The organism is Roseateles cavernae (genome assembly GCF_040187885.1).
GTDB lineage: Bacteria > Pseudomonadota > Gammaproteobacteria > Burkholderiales > Burkholderiaceae_C > Roseateles_E > Roseateles_E cavernae.
The window spans coordinates 19,028-43,761 of record NZ_JBDPLH010000011.1; the positions used below are offsets into that span (position 1 = coordinate 19,028).

Consider the following 24,734-nt stretch of genomic DNA (forward strand, 5'->3'; position numbering starts at 1 on the left):
ATACCTCTGTAGCTTCGACTTCAGTGACGCGAGCGCCTGACCAGGCTGCCCACATCGAGAATCAGCGCGACGCGGCCGTCGCCCATGATGGTGGCGCCCGAGACGTCGGGCACCTTGCGGTAATTGGCTTCCAGGTTCTTCACGACCACCTGCTGCTGGCCGAGCAATTCGTCCACCAGCATGGCCACGCGGCCCCCTTCGGCTTCCACCACCACCATGATGGAGCTGACATGCTCGAAATCGAAACGCGGAACATTGAAAACCTGCTCCAATTCCACGACCGGCATGTATTCGTCGCGCACCTCGACCACGCGGCCGGAGCCGCCGACGGTCTTGATGGTGTCGGCCTGGACCTGGAAGGACTCGACCACCGAGGCCAGCGGCAGGATGTAGACCTCGTCGCCGACGCCCACGCTCATGCCGTCCATGATGGCCAGGGTCAGCGGCAGACGCACCGAGACCTTCATGCCATAGCCTTCGGCCGAGTCGATCTCGACCGTGCCGCCCAGCTGGGTGATATTGCGCTTGACCACGTCCATGCCGACGCCGCGTCCCGAGACGTCGGTGACCTGGTCGGCGGTGGAGAAGCCGGGCGCGAAGATCAGGCCCCAGACCTCGGCGTCGCTCATCGAGTCGGGCGCATCGATGCCTTTCTCGCGCGCCTTCTTGATCAGCTTGTCGCGGTTCAGGCCGCGGCCGTCGTCGCGCACCTCGATCACGATGGAGCCGCCCTGGTGCGAGGCGACCAGGGTGATCGTGCCCTGCTCGGGCTTGCCCTTGGCGGTGCGTTCGGCCGGCAGCTCGATGCCGTGGTCGCAGCTATTGCGCACCAGATGGGTCAGCGGGTCGGTGATCTTCTCGACCAGACCCTTGTCCAGCTCGGTGGCTTCGCCCTGCGTGACCAGCTCGACCTTCTTGCCCAGCTTGGCGGCCAGGTCGCGCAGCATGCGCGGGAAGCGGTTGAACACGCCCGACATCGGAATCATGCGGATCGACATCACCGATTCCTGCAGATCCCGGGTGTTGCGTTCCAGATCGGCCAGGCCGGAGGCCAGCTGCTGATACAGGGCCGGGTCCAGCTGGCTGCTGTTCTGCGCCAGCATGGCCTGGGTGATGACCAGCTCGCCGACCAGATTGATCAGCTGGTCGACCTTCTCGACCGAGACGCGCAGCGTGGACTGGTCCATGCCGCCGGCCGGCGGGCGGGCCTCCGCCTTGGCAGCCGGCTTGGCCACCACGGTCTTCGGTGCCTCGGCGGGCAACTGGGCCTGGGCTTCGAGCTCGGTGCCGGTGGTGCCGCCGGGCAGGCCCGGGGCGTCATCGAAGAAGCCGTAACCCGGATCCTTGCTCGGCGCCTCGGCCGGCGGCGCGCCGGGCGCTCCCTCGTGGAAGCCGAAGCCCGGACCCAGCGGCAGCAGCTTGACCTGCTCACGGGCCACATGGAAGGTGAAGAGGTCCAGCAGATCGTTGTCGGTGCTGCCGGTCAGGATCTTGTAGCGGCGCATGCCGTCGGAGGACACGCCGCCGTCCAGCGGCTCTATCGTGCCCAGATCGGTGATTTCCTTGAACAGATCGACCAGGTTGTCGGCCAGGCTCAGGTCGGACAGCGGTCCGACCTGCAGCTCCAGCTCGCGTGCGGTCGGCTTGGCCGGCGCTGCGGCCGGCTTGGGCGCTGGTGCAGGCGCCGGCGCGGCGCTCTGCGCCACCGGAGCCGTCACCTCCTTGCCCTCGACCAGCGCACGGATGCTGGTCAGCAGATCGGTGGTGTCGACCGCCTCGGCCCCGGAGCCCTGGTGGCGGCCCAGCTGCGCGCGCAGCGCGTCGCCGGACTGCAGCAGGATGTCCACCATCGCGGCATTCGGTGCCAGCTCGTGGCGGCGCAGCTTGTCCAGCAGCGTCTCCATCTGGTGGGTCAGCTCGGCCACATCACCGAAGCCGAAGGTCGCCGCGCCACCCTTGATCGAGTGCGCGCAGCGGAAGATCGCGTTCAGCTCTTCATCGTCGGCGGTCTCGATATTCAGGTTCAGCAGCAGCTGTTCCATATTGTCGAGGTTCTCGCCGGCTTCCTCGAAGAAGACCTGGTAGAACTGACTCAGGTCAATGCCGGCACTCAGGCTTGCGCCTTCGGAGGTCATTTCTCCCATGCTTTACTCCTTGTTGTGGCGCCAGGCCTCAGCGAATCACTTTGCCGATCACCTCGATCAGCTTGGCCGGATCAAAAGGCTTGACCAGCCAGCCGGTGGCGCCAGCGGCACGGCCGGCCTGCTTCATCTGGTCGCTGGACTCGGTGGTCAGGATCAGGATGGGGGTGGTTTTGAACTTGGGGTTGTCGCGCAGTTTCTTGGTCAGGCTGATGCCGTCCATGCGCGGCATGTTCTGATCGGTCAGCACCAGATCGAAATCGCGCGAGCTGGACTTTTCCCAGGCATCCTGGCCATCGACCGCCTCAACCACATTGAAACCTGCGTTCTTGAGGGTGAAGGAGACCATCTGGCGCATCGAGGCCGAATCGTCCACAGCAAGAATTGAATGCATCGCTTTCTCTCCGGATAACAAGCTGATATCGGTTGAACTTGAGAACTCTTTAGAACAGTTCGATGGACCCTGCGTCCATTTCGTCCTGAGTCACGGGATTCGGGCGCAGCGGCGCGATCTCGACGACCGCCTCGCCGTCTTCGTCGTCGCCAAAGGTGTCGCGCGCCAGCTGGTCGGCGCAGTTGCGCAGGCGCTGGCTGGTGTGGGCGATCAGCTGGGTGGCCATGTCCTGGAACTGCAGCGCCGTGATGGCGCCGGCAATGTCTTCCATCACATGGTGCAGCGCGCCGCTGTCGGCGCCGGGGGTTTGAGCCGCCTGGCGCAGCAGGTTCTGGACCTGGCTGGAGGCGCTGTAGAAATGGCCGGACAAGGCCTCGCCGGCATCGTCGAGCAGGCGCTGCAGGCGCTCCAGATCATTGGTCACCGTCATCAGGTGGTCCTGCAACTCGGCGGCGGCCAGCAAAGGGAGCATGCCCGGCTCTTCGTCAGGGGTGGAGTTTTCGTTCATCGGCTTCGTCGCTCCATGCTTGTTATGTGCTGACCTGGCTCAGACGACCGGATGCTCCGGTCATATCCGGGATCTTCGGCATTTCTTGTGGGCATGTCGACAGGACAATCGGCCCGAACTGGGCCTATTTCTTGGAATCGACCCGAATCCAACAAACCTGATGCGGGTTAACGCCGGATTGTGGGCTGGGCCGCGCTGCCGCTGATAGATAGCGGCAGGGCTGCCGTGAGTTGTTGCACATTCTTGGCATACTCCCGCCCCATGACTGTTTCTAGCGCCGAGCGCCGCCTGCGTGTACTCCATGTTGAGGATTCGGAACTCGATCACCAACTGATCGTGGCCCAGCTGCGCCGCGCCGGCCTGGACCTGGACGTGCACCGGGTCGATACCCTGGCCGAGGTCGCGCAGGCGCTGACCGAGGCCTGGGATGCCATCGTGTCCGATTACAACCTGCCCGGTTTCTCCGGCCTGGTGGTGCTGGACATGCTCAAGGAGAGCAAGCGCCTGATTCCCTTCGTGCTGGTCTCCGGCGAGATCGGCGAAGACACGGCCGTGGCGGCGATGCGCACCGGCGCCTCCGACTATCTGCTGAAGAACAATCTGGCGCGGCTGGCGCCGGCCCTGCTGCATGCCATCGAGGCCAATGACATGCAGTGCGCCCGGCTGGAGGCCGACCGCGAGCTGCGCAAGAGCAAGCAGCGCCTGCACGAGCTGGCCGGCCATCTGCAGACCAGCGTCGAGATGGAGCGCGCGGCGATCGCGCGCGAGATCCACGACGATGTCGGCGGCTCGCTGACCGCGCTGAAATTCGACCTGGCCTGGATCGCCCGCCATGCGCAGGACGCGGCGGTGCGCCAGCGCGTGCAGTCGGCGCTGGAGACGGTCAGCTACGCGATCGAGGCCAGCCAGCGCATCATGCACAACCTGCGACCGGCCATCCTGGAGCAGGGCCTGGTCGCGGCGGTGCAGTGGATGAGCATGCGTTTCGAGCGCCGCACCGGCATCACGACGACGATGCGCACCAGCCATGAGCAGATCCAGCTGCCGGCCGGCGTGCCGCTGGTGGCCTACCGCACCGCGCAGGAGGCCTTGACCAATGTCAGCAAGCACGCAAATGCCAGCCGGGTCGATATCGAGCTGAGCGTCGACTCGGGCGTGCTGACCCTGGAGGTCAGCGACAATGGGCAGGGCGTGGCGCCGGGCGATCTTGCCAAGGCGCGATCATTCGGCATCCGTGGTCTGCATGAACGGGCCGCAACCGTTGGGGGATGGGTCGATTTGAGCAGCAATAGCAGAGGGACCAGCCTGATCCTGTCGGTGCCGCTCGAAGCGCCCGACGACAGCCTGGCCGACGACGAGGCCGGCCGCGCCGCCACCCATGATCCTTCCGCCTGGGGCTGCGCATGATCAAGGTGATCCTGTGTGACGACCATGCGCTGATACGCCGCGGCATCCGCGACACCCTGTCCGATGCGGCCGATATCGAGGTCATCGGCGAGGCCGGCGACTATGGCGAGCTGCGCACGCTGATGCGCCAGCCCGGCAAGGACTGCGATGTGCTGGTGCTGGACATCAATATGCCGGGCCGCAGCGGCCTCGACGTGCTGCATGTGCTGAAGGACGAGGGCAACCCGGTGCGGGTGCTGATCGTCTCGATGTATCCGGAGGACCAGTACGCGATCCGCGCACTGAAGGCCGGTGCCTTCGGCTATGTCAACAAGGGCGGCGACCCTCAGCTGCTGGTGGCGGCGGTGCGCACCGTGGCTCAGGGCCGCAAGTATGTGACGCCCGAGATCGCCCAGATGCTGGTCGAGAGCCTGACCGCGCCGTCCACCGAGCAGGCCCACCAGAAGCTCTCCGACCGCGAGCTGCAGACCCTGGTGATGATCGCCTCGGGCAAGCGCCTGTCGGACATCGCCGAGGAACTGACCCTGAGCCCCAAGACCGTCAGCGTCTACCGCGCCCGCGTGCTGGAGAAGCTGGCCCTGTCGAACAACTCCGAGCTGACGGTTTACGCGATCCGCAACGGCCTGGTCGAGAGCTAAAGCCGGCCGGCAGCGCGCCGATAAAGCGCTGATGGCAGACCAAGAACCGAGCGCCAAAGGTCGGCCGGCGCGGCCGCCCGAGCGCTCGCTGGTGCGTCGGCTGACGGCGCTCAATCTGACGGTGCTGGCCGCGACCCTGCTGCTGACCCTGGGCCTGATTGCCGGGGTCTCCTGGCTGGGCGCCCGCGAGCGCCAGGCCCAGGCCGCCGAGCAGGCCGCCCAGCTGCTGGCCCATGGCCTGGCGGCGATGCTGGTGTTCGAGGACCGCGCCGCTGCGGCCGCCGAGCTGGCCGCGTTCGCGCACCGCGCCGAGCTGCTGGAACTGCAGCTGCTGGACGCCCGGGGCCGGCTGTTCGCGCGCTGGCCGGTCGAAGGCGCCACACCGGCCGTCGTGCCGGCCTGGATCGGCCGTGTCATCGAGGGCGGTGAAATCCATGTCCATGCCCGGGTGCTGCAGCAGGGCGAGCCGGTCGGCCATCTGCTGCTGCGCGAGAGCCTGGCCGGTCTGGAGCAGGGGCTGCTGCGGCTGGCCGCGCTGACGGGCGTGCTGGCGCTGCTGGCCATCGTGCTGGCCGCTCAGGTGCTGAGGGCCGTGCAGCGGCGGGCGCTGGCGCCCATCGTCGAGCTGGCCGCGCTGGCCGAACAGGTGGCCGGTGACCATGACTATGGCCGGCGCGCGCCGGTGCGACGCCCTGATGAGGTGGGGCGTCTGAGCGAGCGCTTCAACGAGATGCTCAGCCGCATCGAGGCCGCCCAGCAGGGCCTGAACCAGCGCCTGCGCCAGGAGCAGGCCGCCGGCCAGCAGCTGCAGCAGCTGGCGCATCACGACAGCCTGACCGGCCTGCCCAACCGCCTGGCCTTCGAGCGCGCGCTGGCCGATCTGATGGCGCAAAGCCTGCAGCACGATGAGCTGATGGCCCTGGTCTTCATTGATCTGGACAACTTCAAGCTCGTCAACGACGGCCATGGCCATGAGGCCGGCGATGCGGTGCTGCGCGAGGTGGCGCGGCGTATGGGCGCGGTGCTGCGCGGCCATGACCGGCTGTGCCGCCTGGGCGGCGACGAGTTTGCGCTGCTGCTGCCCGAGTTGCCCGATGCCGCCGCCGCCGAAGCCCTGGCCCAGCGCCTGATCGCCGCCGTGCGCGAGCCGCTGTGGGTGGCCGGGGCACTGATGCCGGTCGGAGCGACCCTGGGCCTGGCCTTCTGCCCCGGTGATGCCGATACGCCGGCGACCCTGCTGGCGCGCGCCGATGCCGCGATGTATGCGGCCAAGCGGGCCGGCAAGAACTGCTACAGGCGGGCCACTGATGTCTAAGGCCGCTAAGACCGTTTTTGCCCTGCTGTATGTGCTGGCCGCTGCTGCGGCCGGTGCCGACGATCCACCGAGTCTGGAGGAACTGCTCAAACAGGGCCTGGACCAGCCCTCGCGCGGGGTCGAGGTCAGCGCGGCCTCGCGCTTCGCCCAGAGCGAGGCCCAGGCGCCGGCCGTCACCTATGTGCTGACCGCCCAGGACATCGCCCGGCTCGGTCTGCGCAGCCTGAGCGATGTGCTGCGCAGCTTGCCCGGGCTTTATGTCAGCAGCAACAGCATCTTCAGCTTTGTTTCGGCGCGCGGCCTGGGCCGGGCCGGCGAGTACAACTCGCGCCTGCTGGTGCTGCTGGACGGCATGCGGCTCAACGACAACATCCTCGACGCGGCCCAGGTCGGGCGCGACGCGCTGGTCGATATCGCGCTGATCGAGCGGGTCGAGTTCGCGCCCGGCCCTGGCTCCTCGGTCTATGGCAACAATGCCTTTTTCGGCGTGATCAATATCGTCACCCAGCGCGCCGACCGGCTGCAGGGCCTGCGCCTGGGGTTCAGCCAGGCCTCCAGCTCGGAGCGCCAGGCCTCGGTCTCGCTGGGCCGGCGCGCCGACGGCGGGGCCGAGGGCTGGGTCGGGCTGTCGAGTTTCGAGCAGGATCGCATGCCCGATGCGGTGCAACCGCCACCGGCCTTGGCGGCGCGCCACCGAGCGCTGGACCGCGACCGCGGCAGCCGTTTGCAGGCGGGTTTTTCCTATCGCGGTCTGAACCTGCGCCTGGGCGGCAGCGAGCGGCGCCGCCAGCTGCCGGTGTTCGTGTCACCGCTGCAGCCGGAGCGCCTGGAGCCCTCGCTGGATCTGACCCGCAATCACTTCGCCCAGCTGACACTGGAGCGTGCGCTGAGCGAGGACTGGGATCTGTATGCCGCGCTCGCGCTGCAGCGCGCGCTCTATCGCAATAGCGCGCCCTATGTCGCGGACGAGAACCAGGGCGCGCTGGCGCTGTACCGCAGTCAGTTCCTCGGCCGCTGGGGCCAGCTGGACCTGCGCCTGGGCTATCAGGGGATCGCGCAGCACTTCCTCAGCCTGGGCCTGGAGTACCAGCACGATGCGGCCCAGCAGGTCTGGGCCGGCACCGTGGGCGTGCCGCCCTGGGTGGAACGGGACGGCAGTGACCGGCGCCTGGGCCTGTTCGTGCAGGACGAATGGCGGCTGGCGCCGCGCCACACCCTGGTGCTGGGGCTGCGCCATGACCGCAGCCGCACCGCCGGTGCCAGCCTCAACCCGCGCCTGGCCTGGGTCTGGAGCCCGGCCGCACAGACCGGCGTCAAGCTGCTGTACGGCAGCGCCTTCCGGGCTGCCAACCGCGTCGAGGCCGGCAATAACGAGGAGCTGGGCGCACCGGCACTGCGCGCCGAGCGGGTGCGCAGCCTGGAGCTGGCCCTGGACCAGGGCCTGAGCGCGCAGTGGCGCTTGCGTGCCTCGCTGCACCTGAGCCGCATCAGCGGCCTGATACGGCTGAGCCCCGAGTTCCCGGTCTACGAGAACAGCGCCCGGTTGCTCAGCCGCGGTGTGGAGCTGGGGCTGGAAGGGCGCTGGGCCGGCGGCGGCGAGCTGTCGGCCAGCCTGAGCCTGAACCGGCAGCGCAGCGATGCCGCGACCGATGCGCTCAATACCCAGCCCGCCAGCCTGCTGAAGCTGCAGGCCAGCCAGCCGCTGGGGCCGCTGCGGCTGTCGGCCCAGTGGCTGTCGGCCGGCGCGCGGCGCGTGCTGGACCAGCGCCAGGGGGCTTACGGCATCGTCAATCTGCAGCTGCTGTGGCCCGTCGAGACGCGCAGCGAGCTGGCGCTGGGACTCTACAACCTGGCCGACAAGCGCTACGCCGAGTTCACCGAGCCCGGCAGCCTGCTGCCGCTGCGCCAGGAGGGTCGGGTCTTGCGCCTGAGTCTGAGCCGGCGTTTCGAGCCATGAGCAAGGTCTGGCTGCCGCTGGCCTGGCTGCTGGTGCTGGCGGCACCGGCCGCCGCGAACGAGCCGGTGCCCGACGATGCGCGGCTGAAGGCGGCCTTCATCTACCGCTTTGCCCAGTTCACCGGCTGGCCGCCACCGCCGCTGCGCAGCTTCACGCTGTGCCTGGCCGGCACGTCGCCGGAGCTGGCGGCGGCGCTGCGCGAGCAGTTGCGCAGGCCCTGGGGCGGGCTGCTGCCGGAGCTGGCGCTGCCGGAGCGGCCCGAGCAGGCACGCCACTGCCAGTTGCTGGTGCTGGGCGAGCTCGGGCGCGCCGAGCTGCGGCGCTGGATGCTGGCGCTGGACGCCAGTCCGGTGCTGCTGGTGGCCGACAGCCCCGAGGCCTTTCGCGCCGGCGCCGACATCGGCCTGATCCAGGAGCCCAACAACCTGGCGTTTCGCGTCAATCTCAGCGAAAGCCGGCGCCGTGGCCTGGTGCTGAGCGCGCAGATGCTGAAGCTGGCGCGCGAGGTGCGGTAGCGGGTTGCCCCCTAGGCCTAGGGGGGCATGCCGACATCCTGCATCCATCCGGGCCGGGCTGCGTACAGAGCCTGCAGCGCCGGTTCGAGAGCCTCGCGTCGGTGTGTCTGCGCATACGCACAGGAGTTCTTCCATGCCATTCTTCGCTCGCACCGGTGCCGCCTTGCTCGCCTTGAGCGCCGGCGCCGCCCAGGCCGTCACCCTGGTGGGCATCAACAGCCAGAACCAGCTCACCCGCTTCGACACCGCCAATATCGGCGCGGCCGTCAACAAGGACATCAGCGGCCTGGATGCCGGTGATCGCTTCGTCGGCATCGACACCCGGCCCTCGGACGGCAAGATCTATGGCGTGACCTTGTCCAACCGGCTCTACACGCTGGACGAGATGACGGGCGCGACCAGCTTTGTCGCCAATCTGAGCAGCGCCGTGGTCCAGGGCAATCTCGCCTATGGTCTGGACTTCAATCCGGTGGCCGATGCCGGCACCGGCGCCTCGCTGCGCCTGATCAGCTCGGCCGGCGGCAATTTCGCCGTCAATGCGCTGACCGGTGCGGTCGGCAATGCCGCCAACACCGTGGCGCCGGGCTATACCGCCGTGGCCTACACCAACTCGATGCCGGGGCAGGGCGGCGCGCCGGCCGGCGGCACCGCGCTGTACTACATCGACAGTGCCAATGACACGCTGGCGTTCGCCTCCTCGGCCTTCAATACGCCGACGATCACGACGGTCGGTTCGCTGGGCGTCGATGTGCTGCGGGCCAATGGCTTCGAGATCCTCGGCAACGGCCAGGCCTGGGCGGCGCTGAATGTCGATGCCGGCCCGGCGTTGAGCACATCGCTCTACAGCATCGATCTGCGCACCGGGCAGGCCAGCCTGGCCGGCGCCTACAACGGCACCTTGTCGGGCCTGACGGTCAGCGCGGTGCCCGAGCCGCAGACCTACGCGATGTTGCTGCTGGGCCTGCTGGCGGTCGGTGGGGTGGCGCGCAGGCGAGCGCGCGTCTGAGCCAGCGCCTCGCTCTGGCCGTCTTCAGCCGAAGGCGGCCAGCATGCGCTCCAGCGCCACCATAAAAGGCATCTGCATCAGCGGCAGCGTGGCCAGCATGCCCACCAGGCCGATGCTGACGGTCAGCGGAAAACCGACCGCGAAGACGGTGATCTGCGGCGCGACGCGGGCGATCACGCCCAGCACCAGATTGACGAACATCAGCATCGTGATCAACGGCAGCGCGATCCACAGGCCGATATGGAAGATCTGCGCGCCCCAGACCTGGGGCTGGGCCACGCGCAGGAAACGGAAGGGCTCGTCGCCGACCGGGAAGGCCGTGAAGCTCTGTATCAGCGCGTTGATCAGCAGTAGGTGGCCGTTGATCGCGATGAACAGAAAGGCCACCATCGCGCCGAAGAAGCGCGCGCTGGCCGTGCCTTGGCTGCCGGTCGCGGGGTCGAAGAAGCCGGCGAAGTTCAGGCCCATCTGCAGGCCCACCAGCTCGCCGGCGAACTCCAGCGCCGCGAACACGATGCGCACCGCGAAGCCCAGCGACAGGCCGATCAGCAGCTGCTGCGCGATCAGCATCAGCAGCAGCGGTGGCGAGTCCAGCGGCACCACCGGCATCGCCGGCAGCGAGGGCTGGGCCGCCAGCGAGATGAACAGCGCCAGACCCACGCGCACCCGCATCGGCACATTGCGCTGGCTGAAGATGGGCATGCCGGCAAACAGCGCCAAGGTGCGGATGAAGGGCCACAGCAGCGGCGTCAGCCACTGCAGCAGTTGGGCCTCGGTGAAAGAAAACATCGACGCCGTGTCAGCCGACGACCTGCGGAATCGTCTGCAAGGTGCGCTGGATGTACTCGACCAGCGTGGTCACCATCCAGGGGCCGGCCACCGCCATCACCAGCACGGCGGCGACGACCTTGGGCACGAAGCTCAGGGTCGCCTCGTTGATCTGGGTGGCGGCCTGGAACACGCTGACCAGCACGCCCACCGCCAGCACGGTCAGCAGGATGGGTGCGGCCACCAGCAGCAACATGTAGAGGCCTTCCTGGCCGAAGGTGAAGACTTGTTGTGCATCCATGGGCTTGTCTCTGGGCTCAGGTCACGAAGGAGGCGGCCAGCGAACCCAGCAGCAGGTTCCAGCCATCGGCCAGCACGAACAGCATCAGCTTGAAGGGCAGGGCCACCAGCACCGGGCTCAGCATCATCATGCCCAGGCTCATCAGCACGCTGGAGACGATCATGTCGATCACCAGAAAGGGAATGAAGATCAGAAAGGCGATCTGGAAGGCCGACTTCAGCTCGCTGGTGACAAAGGCCGGCACCAGCACCTTGAAGGGCACATCCTCGGGCTTGATGTCGCCTTCCAGCTTGGCCAGGCGCGAGAACAGCGCGACATCGGCCTGGCGGGTCTGCTTCAGCATGAAGCCGCGCATCGGCACCTCGGCGCGCTGCAGGGCCACATCGAAGCCGATGGTGCCGGCCGAGTAGGGTTGCCAGGCCTCGGCATAGACCTTGTCCAGCGTGGGACTCATCACGAAGAAGGTCAGGAACAGCGACAGGCCGACGATCACCTGATTCGGCGGCGCCGCCTGGGTGCCCAGGGCCTGGCGCATCAGCGAGAGCACGATGACGATGCGGGTGAAGCCGGTCATCATCAAGAGCACGGCCGGCAGGAAGCCCAGGGCGGTGAAGAACAGCAGGGTCTGGATCGGCACCGAGTAGCTGCTGCCGCCGGCACCCTGGCCGATGATCAGCGGCAAGGTCGCGGGCGCGCCGCCGGTCTGGGCCAGCGCTGCGGCGGCGCCGGACAGCAGAAACAGCAGGGTCAGGCCTTGCCTGAGCCGGGAATGTCGGCGGGGATCAGGGCGCACGCTGGTCTCCGCTGCCATCTTTCTTGAGTCGCGCCATCAGCATCTGCGCGAACGGGGCGGCGGCGGCCGGGCCCGCCGCACCCTCGGGCTGCGGCGGCAGCACATGCAGGGTGCTGATCTGCTGCGCGGTGACGCCCAGCACCAGCCAGCGGCGGTCCTCGCCCTGGCCGACCTCGACGGTCACCAGGCGCTGGTTCGGCGAGAGCTGCAGCACCGCGACGGTGCGCATCTGGCCGTGGGTGCCGGCTGCGCCGCCCAGCGGCGTGCGCTTGAGCAGCCACAGCAGGGCCGGTATCAGCGCCAGGATGGCGAAGAACCAGAAGATAGGCAGGAGGTTGTTGCTCATGCCGCCGATTGTGGGCCGGGCCAGGCCCGGTCAATCGTGCTTGGAAGCGGGGCTTTCGGCCCGAGTTCGGGCCTTGGGCTCGGTTCCTGGGGTCAGGCCTTGCTGAGGCGGCGCATGCGCTCCGAGGGCGTGACGATATCGGTCAGCCGGATGCCGAACTTGTCGTTCACCACCACGACCTCGCCCTGGGCGATCAGATAGCCGTTGACCAGCACATCCATCGGCTCGCCGGCCAGCGCGTCGAGCTCGACCACCGAGCCCTGGGCCAGCTGCAGGATGTTCTTGATCGGGATGCGGGTGCGCCCCAGCTCCACGGTCAGCTGGACCGGGATGTCCAGAATCATATTGATGTCGCTGCCCGGCATATTGCTGGGCGTCGGCGTGAAGTTCGCGAAGCTGGCCGGCGCCACCTGCTCGGCGGCGGCCTGCACCTCGTCGGCCACTTCGGCCGGCTTGGCTTCGGCCAGCGCGGCGGCCCATTCGGCCGCCATTGCGTCCTGTTCGTCTTGAGAGGGGCTATCAGGTGGCATCACGGGCTCCCAGCCAACCCGCATCCGGGGCGGTCAGCATCTTGTCTACTTTCAGGGCGTACTTGCCGTTCGAGGTGCCGTAGTGGCAGTCGAACACCGGCACGCCATCGATCTTGGTCTTGATGATGGGGTCCAGGTCCAGCTCGATGAAGTCGCCGGGCTTGAAGGCCAGCAACTGCTCGACGGTGGCCGGCGCATGGCCCAGCTCGGCCACCAGCTCGACCTCGGCCGCCTGGATCTGGTGCTTCAGCAGATTGACCCAGCGCCGGTCGGGCTCGGAGGAGTCGCCCTGCGTGGTGCTGTAGAGCACATCGCGAATCGGTTCCAGCGTCGAGTAGGGAATGCAGAAATAGACGGTGCCGCTGGTCTCGCCGATCTCCAGCGTGAACGAGGTCGAGACGACGATCTCGCTGGGCGTGGCGATATTGGCGAACTGCGGCTGCATCTCCGAGCGCTGGTAGTCCAGCTCCAGCGGGTAGATGCCCATCCAGGCCTTTTTGTACTCGGCGACGATCACCTCGACCAGGCGCAGGATCACGCGCTGCTCGGTGGCCGAGAAATCGCGACCCTCGATGCGGGCGTGGAACTTGCCGATGCCGCCGAACAGCGAATCGATCACCGCGAACACCAGCGTCGGGTCGCAGACGATCAGGCCATTGCCGCGCAGCGGCTTGACCGAGACGATGTTGAAGTTGGTCGGGACGACGATCTCACGCAGGAAGGCGCTGTACTTCTGCACCTTGATGCCGCCGATCGCGACCTCGGGGCTTTTGCGGATGAAGTTGAACAGGCCGATGCGGATATTGCGGGCGAAACGCTCGTTGATGATCTCCATCGTGGGCATGCGCCCACGCACGATGCGTTCCTGGCTGGCCAGGTTGTAGTCGCGTATGCCGCCGACCTGCTCCTCTTCCGCTTCGAGCTTCTGGCTCTCGCCGGTAATGCCTTGCAGCAGGGCATCGACTTCGTCTTGCGAAAGGATTTGCTGATTCATGATGGTGAATCGCTATTGGACGATGAAGCTGGAGAACAGCACATTGCTGATCGGGCTGACGACATTGCGTTTCTTCTTGCGCTTTTTCTTCGTCGTGTCCTCATCGTCCTCGTCATCGATCTCGATGCCCATCGGGCGCAGCGACTCGCGCATGATGTCGCGCGCCAGCTTTTCCTTGCCCTCCAGGGTCAGCAATTCGACCGAGGTCTTGTGCGACAGCACCATCAGCACATTGCTGCGGATCGCCGGCATATAGAGCTTGAGCTGCTCGGCGAACTTGGCGTCGGCCACTTCCAGCGTGATGCCGATCTGGGCAAAGCGGTCCACTTCCTTGTCGGCCAGATTGACGGTGAAGGGCTCCAGCGGCACGAACACCGGCGGCGTGCCGGGCTTGACTTCCGAGTGATGGGCGGCCGCCGGGGCGGCGGACTCGCCGTCTTCGTCCTCGGCCGGCTTCTTCTTCAGCAGCAGCAGCGCGGCAACACCCACCAAGGCCAGCACCAGCACGGCCACCACGATGATGACGAGCTTCTTCTTGCCCCCGCCTGCGGGGGCCGCATCGCCGGCGGCGGCTGTAGCCATATCAACTCCTTGTCAATGCGGCCCGTGCAGGCCGCCGATAACTCGCATTATTCGGCCATATGGGCCGGGCCAAGCTCCGAAAAGCCGGGTTTTGACGATCATGTTCACGCCCGCTCAGGCATAGAGGTCGAGCACGCCCCGGCTGGCCGTCGCGCGGATCGGCGTGCTGACGGGGGCGGCGCTGTCCTCGACGCTGGTGCGCACGGCGCTGCGGCCATCGGCCGGCTGCGCCCGCGCCTCGGGATCTCGGGCCTGCTGGAAGACGCCGCCGCCGCTCAAGGTCAGCCCGCTCTCGCGCAAGGCGGCCGCCAGCTCGGGCAGGCTGTTTTCCAGCACCGCACGGGTGTCGGCCTGGTCGCTGTGGAAGGAGATCTGTGCCTGCTGACCCTCGACGACGATCTGCACCGAGACCGGGCCCATCTCGGCCGGGTTCAGATGCAGCTGGGCCTGCTGGACGCCGTCGGCCGCCAGCAGACTCAGTCGCGCCGCCATCTCGGGTCCGAAGGCCGGGCTGTGCAAGGGCTGGGCCAGCTCCAGCCTGGCGGCCGGCGCGCTCGCGGCTGCGGGGCTGTTGGCGTCGATGCCGCCCTTGGCCAGCTGGGCCTGGGCCGCGTTTATCACGGCCTCGAAGGAGGGCGCGGCGCTGCCGGCGCTCGCCGGCGCGGCCGGCTTGGCGACGCTGGCCGGCATGCCATCGAGCGCGATGCCGGCGGCGCTGTCGCGCGCGCCGGTTGCTGCGCTGGCAGTTCCGCCGGTTGCGGCACCGGCTGCTGCATGGCCGCCGCCGATGTCGGCGAGCTGTGACTTGCCGCTCTTGGCCGTGGCGCTGCGGGCGTCGGTCTTGCCGTCCTCGCTCGCGCTGATCTTGATGGCCTTGATGTCGATGGGCAGCGCCGTCAGCATGGCAGCCACGGCCGGCTCGGCCGGCTGTGCGGTCTTCTGCTCGGTCTCGCTTGCAGCCTCGGCAGGGGCCGAGGCCGGCTTGTCGATCGCGTCCTTGCCCTCGGCGGCTGTCTTGGCGTCCTTGACGGTGGCCGTCTCGGGCTGGGCCACGCGCTCGGCGTTGCGGCCGGCTGCAGCCTCGCCGCGCGCCTGGGCGCTGCGGGCCTGGCTGTTGGCGCGGTCCAGCTTGGCCTGCACCTGAGCCTGGGTCGGACCGGCGTCCGTCTTGGGCGGCGGCACCGGCCGGCTGGGCGCCTGCTGGGCGGGGGGCGGCTGCTCGACCGGTGGGCTCATCGCCGCGGGCTTGGCGCCGCTGCCGCGCAGCAGTTCCGAGAAGCTGGCCGCGACATCGTTGGCCGAGGCCGAGAGCAGGGGGCTGTTGCCGGACACGACGGGCGGCTTGCCGCTGCCGCCCAGGAACGGCGTGCTGGTGGAGAGAAGACTGTTCATCACGGGCTCCCGGTCGCTCAGGCGCTCAGGCGCATCATCGGATTGAAGGCGGCCAGCGCCGCACGGGCGGCCTGTTCATCGGTGGCCTTCTGGTCCTGGCGGTTCAGCAGGCGGGCGCGTTCCGCGCTGCGCCGCTCCAGCAGCTTGCGCACCGAGGCCACGCGCATCTCCAGCTCGCGCAGGGTCTCGCGGGCGCGCTCGACGCGCTGCTCGGCATAGCGGCTGACCGAGCCTTGCTGGTCGATCGCCTGGTCCAGGCGCAGACCGAAGTTCTGGTAGCAGCCGACGATGTCGATGGTGGTCTTGCGCGCGAAGGTCTGGGTCCAGCGCTGCTGGTATTCGCTGCGGTACTGGCCCAGCTGGTCGGCCTGGCTGCGCGCGGCCTCGGCCTGGCGCATCAGCGCCTGCAGCTGCGACAAGGCGTCGTCGCGCTCGGCTTCGGCGCGCTCCAGCAGGATGGTGAGGGCTTGGGTGCTCATGAATAGCTCTCCGTATAACGCTTATCGGCCGGTTTCAGCCTTGGTTAACCACTGCTTCAAGCTGGCCCACGCTGGCTTGCAGCTGGGCGGGGCTGTGCATGTCTTGCTGCAGCAGGCGGTTCATATCGGTGTGCAGGCGCACGGCCAGATCGAGCTCATGGTCGTGGCCGGGGGCATAGGCACCCAGCTGTATCAGATCGCGCGCCTTGTTGTACTTGGCCAGCAGCTGGCGGAAACGCCGCGCGGCCTCCAGATGGGGTTTCTCGGCGACATTGCTCATCACCCTCGAGATCGAACGCTCGATGTCGATCGCCGGGTAGTGGCCGGCCTCGGCCAGCTCGCGGCTCAGCACGATGTGGCCGTCCAGGATGCCGCGTGCCGCGTCGGCAATCGGATCCTGCTGGTCGTCGCCCTCGGACAACACCGTGTAGAAGGCGGTGATCGAACCCTCGCCGGGCTGGCCGTTGCCGCTGCGCTCGACCAGCTGCGGCAGCTTGGCAAAGCAGGACGGCGGATAGCCCTTGGTGGCCGGCGGCTCGCCGATGGCCAGCGCGATCTCGCGCTGCGCCATCGCATAGCGGGTCAGCGAGTCCATCAGCAGCAGCACATGCTGGCCTTGGTCGCGGAAATGCTCGGCGATGGCCGTGGCATAGGTCGCGCCCTGCATGCGCACCAGCGGCGGCGCGTCGGCCGGCGCGGCGACGACGACCGAGCGCTTGATGCCGTCCTCGCCGAGGATATCCTCGATGAATTCCTTGACCTCGCGGCCGCGCTCGCCGATCAGGCCGACCACGATCACATCGGCCTGGGTGTAGCGCGCCATCATGCCCAGCAAGACTGATTTGCCGACGCCGGTGCCGGCGAACAGGCCCAGGCGCTGGCCGCGGCCCACCGTCAGCATCGCGTTGATCGAGCGCACGCCGGTGTCCAGCGGGGTGCGCACCGGGTCGCGGTCCATCGCATTGATGGGGCGGCGAATCATCGGCCGGTCCTGCACCCGCTCCAGCGGGCCCTTGCGGTCCAGCGGGTGGCCGTGCGAGTCGACCACGCGGCCCAAGAGGCCTTCGCCCATCGGCAGGTGCAGGCCGCGGTCTTCGTCGCGGCGCCAGGGGTGTTGCGGCTTGCCCAGCTGGGGCGCGCTGGGCGGCGACAGGCGCGGCAGCACCATCGCGCCGCTGGAGAGGCCCTGCACCTCGTCGGTGGGCATCAGATAGGCGCGGTCGCCCGAGAAGCCCACCACCTCGGCCTTGACCGGCGGGCTGCCGCGGCGCGAGTTGGCCGAACGGGGCAGGTGGATCTCGCAGACCGAGCCCACCGGCACACGCACGCCGGTGGCTTCCAGCACCATGCCGGCCACGCGCACCAGCTTGCCCTGCGGCTCCAGCGCCACCGGGGTGGCGGCAAAGGACTGCAGATCCTCCAGATAGCGGGTCCAGCGCTCGCGACGGCTTTCCTGCAGGTCCTGGCTCATTCCTGGGCCTCCGCTTCGGCGTCCGTCTGGCGGCGGTCTTCCCACAGCGTGCTCTGGCCCATCGCGCCGGTCACCTGCAGCCAGCGCGCGGCCAGGGTTGCGTCGACGCTGCCGATGTCGGACTCGACCTTGCAGCCGCCGCGCGGCACCTCGGGGTCGGGCAGCACCTGGGCCTCGCGGGCCTTCATTTCCTCGCCGGCGCCGTCCAGCACCAGCGGCAGATCGTCCGGATTGACGCGCACACGCACATGGCGGGCCGACATCTGCAAGGCCTCGACCGCGTCATGCGCGACCTGGGCGATGTGTTCGGGGCGCTGCTGGATCTCGCTGCGCAAGACCTGGCGCGCCAGCTCGACGGCCATCGCGGCCAGCGCCTCGGCCATCTGGTCTTCGAGCGCGCGGAATTCGGCGTCGAAGCTCTTCACCAGCGTGCCCAGCTGGGCGCTCATCTGCTGGGCGAAGCTCTTCTTGAAGGCATCCAGCGCGGCCATGCCGTCGCGGTAGCCGTCCTGGTAGCCGGACTGGCGCGCGGCATGCAGCAGGTCTTCGATCTGTGGCTCGGGCGCCGGCGGCGGCGCGGGCGCGGCGGCCGGGGCGGGCGGTGGCGCCGGCGCATAGATAGGCGGGCGCCGGGCTTCCGGGCCGCCTTGCAGCGCGTCGGGGTTCCAGGCGGCGAAGCCGGACAGCTCCTCGCGCGGGATGAAGCGGCTGTAGCTGCTGCGGCGCTCCTCGCCGTCGCGGCGTTCGGGCGGCGGCACCTGGCGGGGTGGTTGTCTGATGGCCATTGCGGGTCAGCCTCAGAGGAACTGGTCGTCGCCGCCGCCAGCCAGCATGATCTGACCCTCGTCGACCAGGCGGCGCACGATCTTGAGCATTTCCTTCTGCTCGCTCTCGACCTCGGAGAGCCGCACCGGGCCGCGCGATTCGAGATCCTCGCGCAGGGTCTCGGCCGCGCGGGTGGACATATTGCGGAAGATCTTCTCGCGCAGCTCGGGCGCCGCGCCCTTGAGCGCCACCACCAGGGATTCGCTCTGCACTTCCTTGAGCACGGCCTGGATGCCCTTGTCGTCGATCTTGTCCAGATCTTCGAAGGTGAACATATTGTCCATGATCTTCTGGGCCAGATCGGCATCGGCTTCGCGGATGTAGTCCAGCACCGAGGCCTCGACCGAGGAGCCCAGCATATTGATGATCTCGGCCGCGGTCTTGACGCCGCCCAGCGAGCTTTTCTTCATGCGCTCGCCGCCGGCCAGCACCTGGCTCATCACCTCGTTGAGGTCCTTCAAGGCCATAGGCTGGATGCCGTCCAGGGTCGCGATGCGCACCAGCACCTCGTTGCGCTGGCGCTCGGTGAAGACGCGCAGCACCGAGCTGGTCTGGTCGAAATCCAGATGCGCCAGGATGGCGGCAATGATCTGCGGATGCTCGTTACGCAGCAGCTCGGCCACCGAGGCGGCGTCCATCCACTTCAAACTCTCGATGCTGGAGACATCGCCGCCTTGCAGGATGCGGTCCAGCAGCAGATTGGCCTTGTCGTCGCCGAGGGCCTTGCGCAGCACATTGCGCACATATTCATCGGTGTCATTGACCAGGGTGCTCTGGGTCTCGGCGACCGCGTCGAAACGCTGCAGCACTTCCTCGACACGGCTGCGCGGGATCACCTTGAGCTTGGCGATGGTCTCGCCGAGCTTCTGCACTTCCTTGGGTTGCAGATGCTTGAAGACCTCGGAGGCTTCTTCCTCACCGAGGGACATCAGCAGGATGGCTGCGTCTTCTACGCCTTGATCGTCCATGAGGGTTCTCGTTCGTCAAGTCGTGGCGAGTTCTTCGCCGTTGATCCAGGAGCGCATGATGTTGGCCACCGCCACCGGGTTGTCGCGGGCGAGCTGGCGGGCCCGCTCCAGCTTGTCATTCGAGATCGGGGCTTCCAGGGCCGGCAGGCCGCCCATGCCGGGCAGTTCATGCTGGTCGTCGACCATCGCGTTGAGCTGGCCGGCCTCGTCGGTCTTGGTCTCGGCCGGCGCCGGGTTGGCGGCGCGGATCGCCGGGCGCACCAGGCCGAACACCGCGATCAGCGCCACCAGCACCAGGGCCAGCGGCACGGCGGCCGTGCGCAGCAGCTCCAGCAGCCAGGGCTGCTTCCACAGCGGCACGTCGACGATCTCGGGCTTGCTGTCCATGAAGGGCGCGCTGACCACCTTGATCGAATCGCCGCGCTCCTGGCTGAAGCCCATGGCCTCGCGCACCAGTTCGTTGAGCTTGGTCAGTTCCTCGGCCGAGACCGGCTGGCTGCTGGTCTTGCCCTTGGCGTCGGTGACCTGGCGGTGGTTGATCACGACGGCGGCGTTCAGGCGCCGCACCGTGCCGGTGGCGTTGCGTGTCACGCGCACGGTCTTGTCGAGTTCGTAATTGGTGACGGCCTCGCGGCGCGTGCTCTGCTGGCCGTTGCCCGCTCCTTGAGCGGTCTGCAGCGGGGCGGCCTGGCCGTTGATCGGTGCGGTGGCCGGCACCGGCGGCTGGTTGGTGGCCGCGCCCGGCACGCCGGTGGGCAGGGCCGGTGTCGCGTTGATCGATTCCTGGGTCTGGTTGCTGCGCACCGAGGCCTGGGCATTGGCGCCCTGGTTGGGCTTGTATTCCTCGGCGGTCGATTCGACCTGCGAGAAATCGACATCGGCGGTGATGGTAGCGCGCAGGTTTTCGCGGCCCACCACCGGCTCCAGCAGCTCGTAGATGCGCTTGTTGTAGTTGGCCTCGATCTGCTGCTTGTATTGCAGCTGCTGGCTGTCCAGGCCGGAACCGTTGTCGCCGGCGTTGGACAGCAGGGCGCCGGTATGGTCCAGCACGCTGACGGCCTTGGGATTCAGCTCGGGCACCGAGGCCGAAACCAGATGGACGATGCCGGCCACCTGGGCGCGGTCCAGCGTGCGCCCGGCCCGCAGGGTCAGCATCACCGAGGCGCTGGGCTTTTGCTGCTCGCGGAAGAAGCCGTTCTGCTGCGGCATCGCCAGATGCACGCGGGCGTCGGCGACGTCATTGAGCGCGGTGATGGTGCGGGTCAGCTCGCCTTCCAGCGCGCGCTGGAAGTTCAGGCGTTCATTGAACTGGGTCTGGCCGATCGAGGTCTTGTCCATCAGCTCGAAGCCCACCGTGCTGCCCTTGGGCAGGCCGGCCGAGGCCAGCTTCATGCGCACGTCGTAGACCTGGTTGGCCGGCACCAGAATCGTGCCGCCGGGCTCGTGGCGGTAAGGCACGTTGAGGGTGGCGAGCTGGGCGATCACCGCACCGCCGTCCTTGTCCGACAGGCCGGTGAAGACCGGGCGATAGTCGCCCTGGCCGCTCCACAGGGTCATGGCCAGCACCACGCCGGCCAGCGCCGCCAGGCCCACGCCCAGGCTCAGCTTGCTGCGCATCGGCAGGGCCGCCATGCGGGCCGCAAAGCCAGCCGGCGCGGCCGGCTGCGCCGGATCGGCCAGGGCGGTGGGAGCGGGTGTGGCGAGGGCGTTGTCCATGGGGCGGCGGGTTCTCTGTGCGCTGTGTTTGTGCAGTTCTTCACGGACCACCGACAGATGACCCGTTGCCTGCAATTATTCGGATTTGGGCCCTCAAGAAAGCCGCGAACAGGCCGATGAACCGAGCGCAGTTCCCTCCTTAGGATGGCGCGAGCATGCGTAGCATTCGCTGCCATGGACCTCAAGCTCAAGCCCTTTGATTTCGCCCAGGCCGCCGCCCGCGCCGGCATGGCTGTCAATGGTCAGCCGCTGGCCAAGCCCAAGGCGGTCGGTGGTGCCAGCTTCGGCGATGCGATGGCCCAGGCGATGAAGGGCGTCAGCCAGCAGCAGACCGAGGCGACGCGGCTGCAGCGCGAGGTCCAGCTGGACAACCCTAATGTCAGCCTGGAAGAGACCATGGTGGCGATGCAGAAGGCCCAGATCGGCTTTCAGGCCACCTTGCAGGTGCGCAACCGCCTGGTCTCGGCCTATTCCGAAGTGATGAATATGCAGGTGTAGCCGGCCGCCTTGGCCGGCGCGGCCGTCAGGGCTTTTTCAGCAGCCGCTGGCGTTTCTGGGTCTGGTCGATGTAGAGCTGCAGCGCGCGCTCGGCGCCGCTGGGCAGGGTGCCAAAGGCACAGCCCAGGCGCAGACCATGGCTGATGCCCTGAGCGTCGGGGCTGCAGGGGCCGACATGCTGCAGGCGCAGCGCGGTCTCGAAATGCACATCGCCATCGAGTTCGACGCGGGCTGCGTTCAGGCTGAGCCCGGCCTGCAGCGGCGGCACATCGGCCGGCAGCAGCAGGGCCAGGCCGCTGACGCTCAGATCCAGCACGCGCAGGCGCAGCGCCATATCGGGCTGGTTCGGATGCTGCACCAGCACCCGTGGATAGCTGTGGCCCAGCGGCTCGACGCGAAAGGCCTGGCGGCGCTGGAAGCGGTAGAGCTCGGCCGGCCAGGGGGCGCGCAAAGTGCTCAGCGCGGCGCCTTGCACCAGCACCAGGGCATCGAGCTCGAACTCGAGCCGGATATGGTCCAGATAGGCCACCGCGACCAGCTCGGCGCTGTCGAGCAGGGCCTGCAGCTGCTGCAGCGAGTCGGGCATGACCTCGAAGCCCAGGCTGTGGTGCTCGGCATCGACGCTGCACAGCTGGGTCAGCAGGCTGGCGCCGGCCGGGGTGCTCAGCTGCAGGCGCACCTGGCGGTCCAGCAAACGGCGCAGCCAGGCCTCGATCTCGGGCCTGGCTGCGATGCGAAACTCGTCGAGCTGTCGGGTCGTCATGCGAAGCAGGGGTCGAGGCCCGCAGGCCCCGGGCCTTGTTCAGTGCACCATCTTGCTCTTGCCGCTGAGCACCAGGTCCAGGTCTTCCAGCCAGGGCTCGGCCAGGTGCCGGATCTCGGCGTCGTTGAGCAGGATGCGCTGCATGATGCGGGTCTTCAGCTGGTTCTCCTCGGGCGGCAGCTGGTCCTGCGAGGCGGCACGCTTGAGTTGCGAGATCAGCAGCACGCAAGCGCCTTCGAGCTTGACGACCTGGTCCCAATTGCCCGAGCGGGCAGCCGACAGCATGTCGGCACTGGCTTGCTCAATGGCTTCGTAATAGCTCAGCAGGTGGGTGTTCATGGTGATACCTATCATTCGCGGCGTTGCTGTGAGGTGGCGGCGGCTCAGCGGCTGTCGGCCTGGGGGGCGATGGCCAGCCATGCTTCGCGCAGGGGTTCGATGACTTTTCGGCAGTCCTCCAGCGCATCGACATCGGAGTGCAGATTGGCTTCGGTCAGGCGGTGGATCACATAGCCGTACAGATCGGACAGGTCCGCCGCCAGATTGCCGCCCTGGTTCAGGTCCAGCGCGCTCTTCAGGCCCTCGTCGACGATGCGCACCGCCCGACCGATGGCACGGCACTTCAGCTCGACATTGCCCGAGGCGATCGCGCCGCGGGCCTGGGCCATGGCCTCCATCAACCCGTCAAACAGCATCACCACCAGGCGGTGCGGCGAAGCGGCTTCCAGGCCCGTCTGCACGCCGGTCTGGCGGTAGAAGTTGCTCGCCATGGTGTTGTGCGTGCGGGCCGGTTCGAAGAAGGTGGCGATGGCGTTCATGATGTGATGAGGGCCGGTTGGATGCTGCTATGTAGTCCTTATCGGCCATCCCCGGTGCCGACTTGAGCCTCAGGATGTGACAGATTCGCCTTGTTACACCGGGATTGCAGGGCCCAGAACGACGCATGCCCGCGGGCGGCGGGCATGGGCGGGCGAAGCAGGGGGCTCTCAGGAGGATTTGTTCCAGTTCGCGACCTGCTGGTTGATGTAGTTCTGCAGCGAGCTCAGGCCGGCCATGCGGTTGTCCAGCGCCTGGTACTGCTTGTTGAGCCGGTCGGTCAGCCGGGCGATGCGGTCCTCGGCCTTGTCCTGGTCTTTCTCGTTGAGCTTGAGCTTCTGGTTCAGGCCCTCGGTGCGGCTGCTCAGCGAGCCCTTGCTGCCGGTCAGCCCGGTCGTGAAATCGGCCAGGCGCTTGGCCATGCCGGTGATATTGGCCGAGGCGTCGCCGGCGAAGAGCTTGGCCAGCTTGCCGGGGTCGGCAATGGCCTTGTCCAGCGCGCCGATGTCCAGCGTGATCGTGCCGTCGGTCGGTGCGTCGGCATCCTTGCTGGTCATGCTGAGGAAATTGAACTGGCCGGCGCCGGTCTCGCGCAGGATGTTGCGCATCTGGTTGCGCAGGTTCAGCACCGTGCTGTCGCCCTGCAGCGCGCCGCCGATCTTGGCCTTCTCGTCGTACTTGGTCTGCTCGACCAGAAAGCTGTTCAGCGCGTTGTAGGCGGTGACGAAGTCCTGCACCACCTTCTTCTGCGCCGCACCGTCATTGGCGACATTGATCGTGGCCGGCGTCGTCGTCAGTGCCGAGACGGTGAAGCTGACATTCTCGATCGCGCCGCTGAAGGTATTGGATTCGGACACCACATCCAGGCCGTTGACGGTGGCCAGCGCATTCTTGGCCGCCACCGTTTGCTGCATCGTCGTGTTGCCGCTGTCGGGGCTGTAGCCCAGGGCCCCCAGGCCGGTGGCCAGCGGGGCGTCGGCCAGGTCGGTGGCGCTGATGCGCAGCGCGCTCAGCTCGCCGGTGGTGTCGCTGCGTATCGTCAGGCGCGCGCCGCTGGCATCCTTGACGATGCTGGCGGTGACGCCGGACTTGGCGTCGTTGATGGCCTTGCGCACATCTTCCAGCGTCGTGCCCTCCGCGCTGAACTCGAGGTTGATGGTCTTGGCGCCGTCCTTGGGCGTGAAGCTCGGGTTCGCGGGCGCGGTCTGTTCGGTGTACTTGCCCAGCTCGATCTTCAGCTTGCCGCTGCCCAGTACCGCAGCGCCGGAGGCATAGGCGCCCGAGGCCAGGCTGTGGGCGCTGGCCAGCTGGGTCACGTTGACGCTGTAGTTGCCCGCGCTGGCGCCGGCGCTGGCGGTGGCGGACAGCGCGGTCGGATTGCTGCTGCCGGCCGAGGTCTGGCCCCACAGCGAGGCCTTGGCCATCGCATTGGCGGCCGAGGTCACGCCCGACAGCAGGCTTTGCACCTTGCCATAGGTCGAGATCTGGGTCTGGATGAAGGTGGCCGAGGTCTGCAGGCTCTGCAGCGGCTTCTTCTCCAGCGCGACCAGCTTGTCGATGATTTCGGCGACCGGCAGATTGCTGCCAATGCCTGTCGATGAAATGCCCATG

General features: G+C 67.7%; 27 protein-coding genes. 7 read left to right on the plus strand and 20 right to left on the minus strand.

The genetic code is table 11. The features are described from left to right. Positions 1-20 precede the first annotated feature (20 nt). Genes ABGI63_RS22075 through ABGI63_RS22085 form a run of 3 tightly spaced genes read right to left on the minus strand, consistent with a single transcriptional unit; the run spans position 21 to position 3,043 of the window. On the minus strand, positions 21-2,144 hold the full coding sequence (locus ABGI63_RS22075) for a chemotaxis protein CheA (protein WP_349744682.1): 2,124 nt from the start codon (positions 2,142-2,144) through the stop codon (positions 21-23). 28 nt (positions 2,145-2,172) lie between these two features. Then, entirely contained in the window at positions 2,173-2,535 is a 363-nt protein-coding gene (locus ABGI63_RS22080; protein WP_077038091.1) for a response regulator, read from the minus strand. A 49-nt stretch (positions 2,536-2,584) separates the two neighbouring features. Beyond that, positions 2,585-3,043, minus strand: a complete 459-nt coding sequence (locus tag ABGI63_RS22085; protein ID WP_349744683.1) for a hypothetical protein — start codon at positions 3,041-3,043, stop codon at positions 2,585-2,587. 261 nt (positions 3,044-3,304) lie between these two features. Here ABGI63_RS22085 and ABGI63_RS22090 point away from each other — a divergent pair, with 261 nt between their 5' ends. The 6 genes from ABGI63_RS22090 (at position 3,305) to ABGI63_RS22115 (ending at position 9,881) form a co-directional block, all read left to right on the plus strand. Then, positions 3,305-4,450 carry a hybrid sensor histidine kinase/response regulator gene (locus ABGI63_RS22090; RefSeq protein ID WP_349744684.1) on the plus strand — a complete coding sequence of 382 codons (1,146 nt, stop codon included), beginning with the start codon at positions 3,305-3,307 and terminating at the stop codon, positions 4,448-4,450. Beyond that, positions 4,447-5,088, plus strand: coding sequence for a response regulator (locus ABGI63_RS22095; RefSeq protein ID WP_349744685.1), 642 nt, complete (start codon positions 4,447-4,449; stop codon positions 5,086-5,088). Before ABGI63_RS22090 ends, ABGI63_RS22095 begins: the two co-directional genes overlap by 4 nt. 31 nt (positions 5,089-5,119) lie before the next feature. Further along, positions 5,120-6,403 (plus strand): diguanylate cyclase domain-containing protein, encoded by a 1,284-nt coding sequence (locus ABGI63_RS22100; protein WP_349744686.1) that lies wholly within the window; start codon positions 5,120-5,122, stop codon positions 6,401-6,403. After that, a complete protein-coding gene (locus ABGI63_RS22105; protein WP_349744687.1) occupies positions 6,396-8,360 on the plus strand; it encodes a TonB-dependent receptor plug domain-containing protein in 1,965 nt (654 codons plus the stop codon). The genes ABGI63_RS22100 and ABGI63_RS22105 overlap by 8 nt, the downstream gene beginning before the upstream one ends. Further along, positions 8,357-8,875, plus strand: coding sequence for a YfiR family protein (locus tag ABGI63_RS22110; RefSeq protein WP_349744688.1), 519 nt, complete (start codon positions 8,357-8,359; stop codon positions 8,873-8,875). Before ABGI63_RS22105 ends, ABGI63_RS22110 begins: the two co-directional genes overlap by 4 nt. A 133-nt stretch (positions 8,876-9,008) precedes the next feature. Then, a complete protein-coding gene (locus ABGI63_RS22115; protein ID WP_349744689.1) occupies positions 9,009-9,881 on the plus strand; it encodes a DUF4394 domain-containing protein in 873 nt (290 codons plus the stop codon). 24 nt (positions 9,882-9,905) lie between these two features. On the opposite strand, the gene fliR is transcribed toward ABGI63_RS22115, so the two are convergent. The 13 genes from fliR to fliF form a co-directional block, all read right to left on the minus strand. Beyond that, positions 9,906-10,670 (minus strand): flagellar biosynthetic protein FliR, encoded by a 765-nt coding sequence (gene fliR, locus ABGI63_RS22120; protein WP_349744690.1) that lies wholly within the window; start codon positions 10,668-10,670, stop codon positions 9,906-9,908. Between the two features lie 10 nt (positions 10,671-10,680). Then, positions 10,681-10,950, minus strand: coding sequence for a flagellar biosynthesis protein FliQ (gene fliQ, locus ABGI63_RS22125; RefSeq protein WP_137943304.1), 270 nt, complete (start codon positions 10,948-10,950; stop codon positions 10,681-10,683). Positions 10,951-10,966: 16 nt separating this feature from the next. Further along, positions 10,967-11,692 (minus strand): flagellar type III secretion system pore protein FliP, encoded by a 726-nt coding sequence (gene fliP, locus ABGI63_RS22130; protein WP_432767462.1) that lies wholly within the window; start codon positions 11,690-11,692, stop codon positions 10,967-10,969. A gap of 40 nt (positions 11,693-11,732) precedes the next feature. After that, the gene (locus ABGI63_RS22135) at positions 11,733-12,089 is read right to left on the minus strand and encodes a FliO/MopB family protein (RefSeq protein ID WP_349744692.1); all 357 of its coding nucleotides are present in this window, start codon (positions 12,087-12,089) and stop codon (positions 11,733-11,735) included. A 92-nt stretch (positions 12,090-12,181) separates the two neighbouring features. Beyond that, a complete protein-coding gene (fliN, locus tag ABGI63_RS22140; RefSeq protein ID WP_137943301.1) occupies positions 12,182-12,619 on the minus strand; it encodes a flagellar motor switch protein FliN in 438 nt (145 codons plus the stop codon). Beyond that, complete coding sequence (gene fliM / locus ABGI63_RS22145; RefSeq protein WP_349744693.1) at positions 12,609-13,613, minus strand: flagellar motor switch protein FliM; 1,005 nt, start codon at positions 13,611-13,613, stop codon at positions 12,609-12,611. The genes fliN and fliM overlap by 11 nt, the downstream gene beginning before the upstream one ends. Positions 13,614-13,625: 12 nt before the next feature. Next, entirely contained in the window at positions 13,626-14,195 is a 570-nt protein-coding gene (locus ABGI63_RS22150) for a flagellar basal body-associated FliL family protein (RefSeq protein ID WP_349744694.1), read from the minus strand. A 114-nt stretch (positions 14,196-14,309) separates the two neighbouring features. After that, positions 14,310-15,587, minus strand: a complete 1,278-nt coding sequence (locus tag ABGI63_RS22155; RefSeq protein WP_349744695.1) for a flagellar hook-length control protein FliK — start codon at positions 15,585-15,587, stop codon at positions 14,310-14,312. 17 nt (positions 15,588-15,604) lie between these two features. Continuing rightward, positions 15,605-16,066, minus strand: coding sequence for a flagellar export protein FliJ (gene fliJ, locus ABGI63_RS22160; RefSeq protein WP_349744696.1), 462 nt, complete (start codon positions 16,064-16,066; stop codon positions 15,605-15,607). A gap of 34 nt (positions 16,067-16,100) precedes the next feature. Then, positions 16,101-17,537 (minus strand): flagellar protein export ATPase FliI, encoded by a 1,437-nt coding sequence (gene fliI / locus ABGI63_RS22165; RefSeq protein ID WP_349744698.1) that lies wholly within the window; start codon positions 17,535-17,537, stop codon positions 16,101-16,103. Then, positions 17,534-18,322 carry a FliH/SctL family protein gene (locus ABGI63_RS22170; protein WP_349744699.1) on the minus strand — a complete coding sequence of 263 codons (789 nt, stop codon included), beginning with the start codon at positions 18,320-18,322 and terminating at the stop codon, positions 17,534-17,536. The genes fliI and ABGI63_RS22170 overlap by 4 nt, the downstream gene beginning before the upstream one ends. A 12-nt stretch (positions 18,323-18,334) precedes the next feature. Further along, positions 18,335-19,330 (minus strand): flagellar motor switch protein FliG, encoded by a 996-nt coding sequence (gene fliG, locus ABGI63_RS22175; RefSeq protein WP_349744700.1) that lies wholly within the window; start codon positions 19,328-19,330, stop codon positions 18,335-18,337. A gap of 15 nt (positions 19,331-19,345) precedes the next feature. Then, the gene (gene fliF, locus ABGI63_RS22180) at positions 19,346-21,046 is read right to left on the minus strand and encodes a flagellar basal-body MS-ring/collar protein FliF (RefSeq protein ID WP_349744701.1); all 1,701 of its coding nucleotides are present in this window, start codon (positions 21,044-21,046) and stop codon (positions 19,346-19,348) included. Between the two features lie 174 nt (positions 21,047-21,220). Here fliF and fliE point away from each other — a divergent pair, with 174 nt between their 5' ends. Then, on the plus strand, positions 21,221-21,544 hold the full coding sequence (gene fliE, locus ABGI63_RS22185; protein ID WP_349744702.1) for a flagellar hook-basal body complex protein FliE: 324 nt from the start codon (positions 21,221-21,223) through the stop codon (positions 21,542-21,544). 25 nt (positions 21,545-21,569) lie between these two features. On the opposite strand, the gene ABGI63_RS22190 is transcribed toward fliE, so the two are convergent. The 4 genes from ABGI63_RS22190 to fliD all read right to left on the minus strand — a co-directional run bounded on the left by ABGI63_RS22190 (position 21,570) and on the right by fliD (position 24,733). Further along, positions 21,570-22,307 carry a flagellar brake protein gene (locus ABGI63_RS22190; RefSeq protein WP_349744704.1) on the minus strand — a complete coding sequence of 246 codons (738 nt, stop codon included), beginning with the start codon at positions 22,305-22,307 and terminating at the stop codon, positions 21,570-21,572. Between the two features lie 39 nt (positions 22,308-22,346). Beyond that, a complete protein-coding gene (locus ABGI63_RS22195; protein ID WP_266007081.1) occupies positions 22,347-22,646 on the minus strand; it encodes a flagellar protein FliT in 300 nt (99 codons plus the stop codon). A 44-nt stretch (positions 22,647-22,690) separates the two neighbouring features. Then, positions 22,691-23,125: a flagellar export chaperone FliS gene (gene fliS, locus ABGI63_RS22200; RefSeq protein WP_266007082.1), complete on the minus strand. Its 435-nt coding sequence runs from the start codon at positions 23,123-23,125 to the stop codon at positions 22,691-22,693. Between the two features lie 168 nt (positions 23,126-23,293). After that, positions 23,294-24,733: a flagellar filament capping protein FliD gene (fliD, locus tag ABGI63_RS22205; RefSeq protein WP_349744705.1), complete on the minus strand. Its 1,440-nt coding sequence runs from the start codon at positions 24,731-24,733 to the stop codon at positions 23,294-23,296. Position 24,734 lies beyond the last annotated feature (1 nt).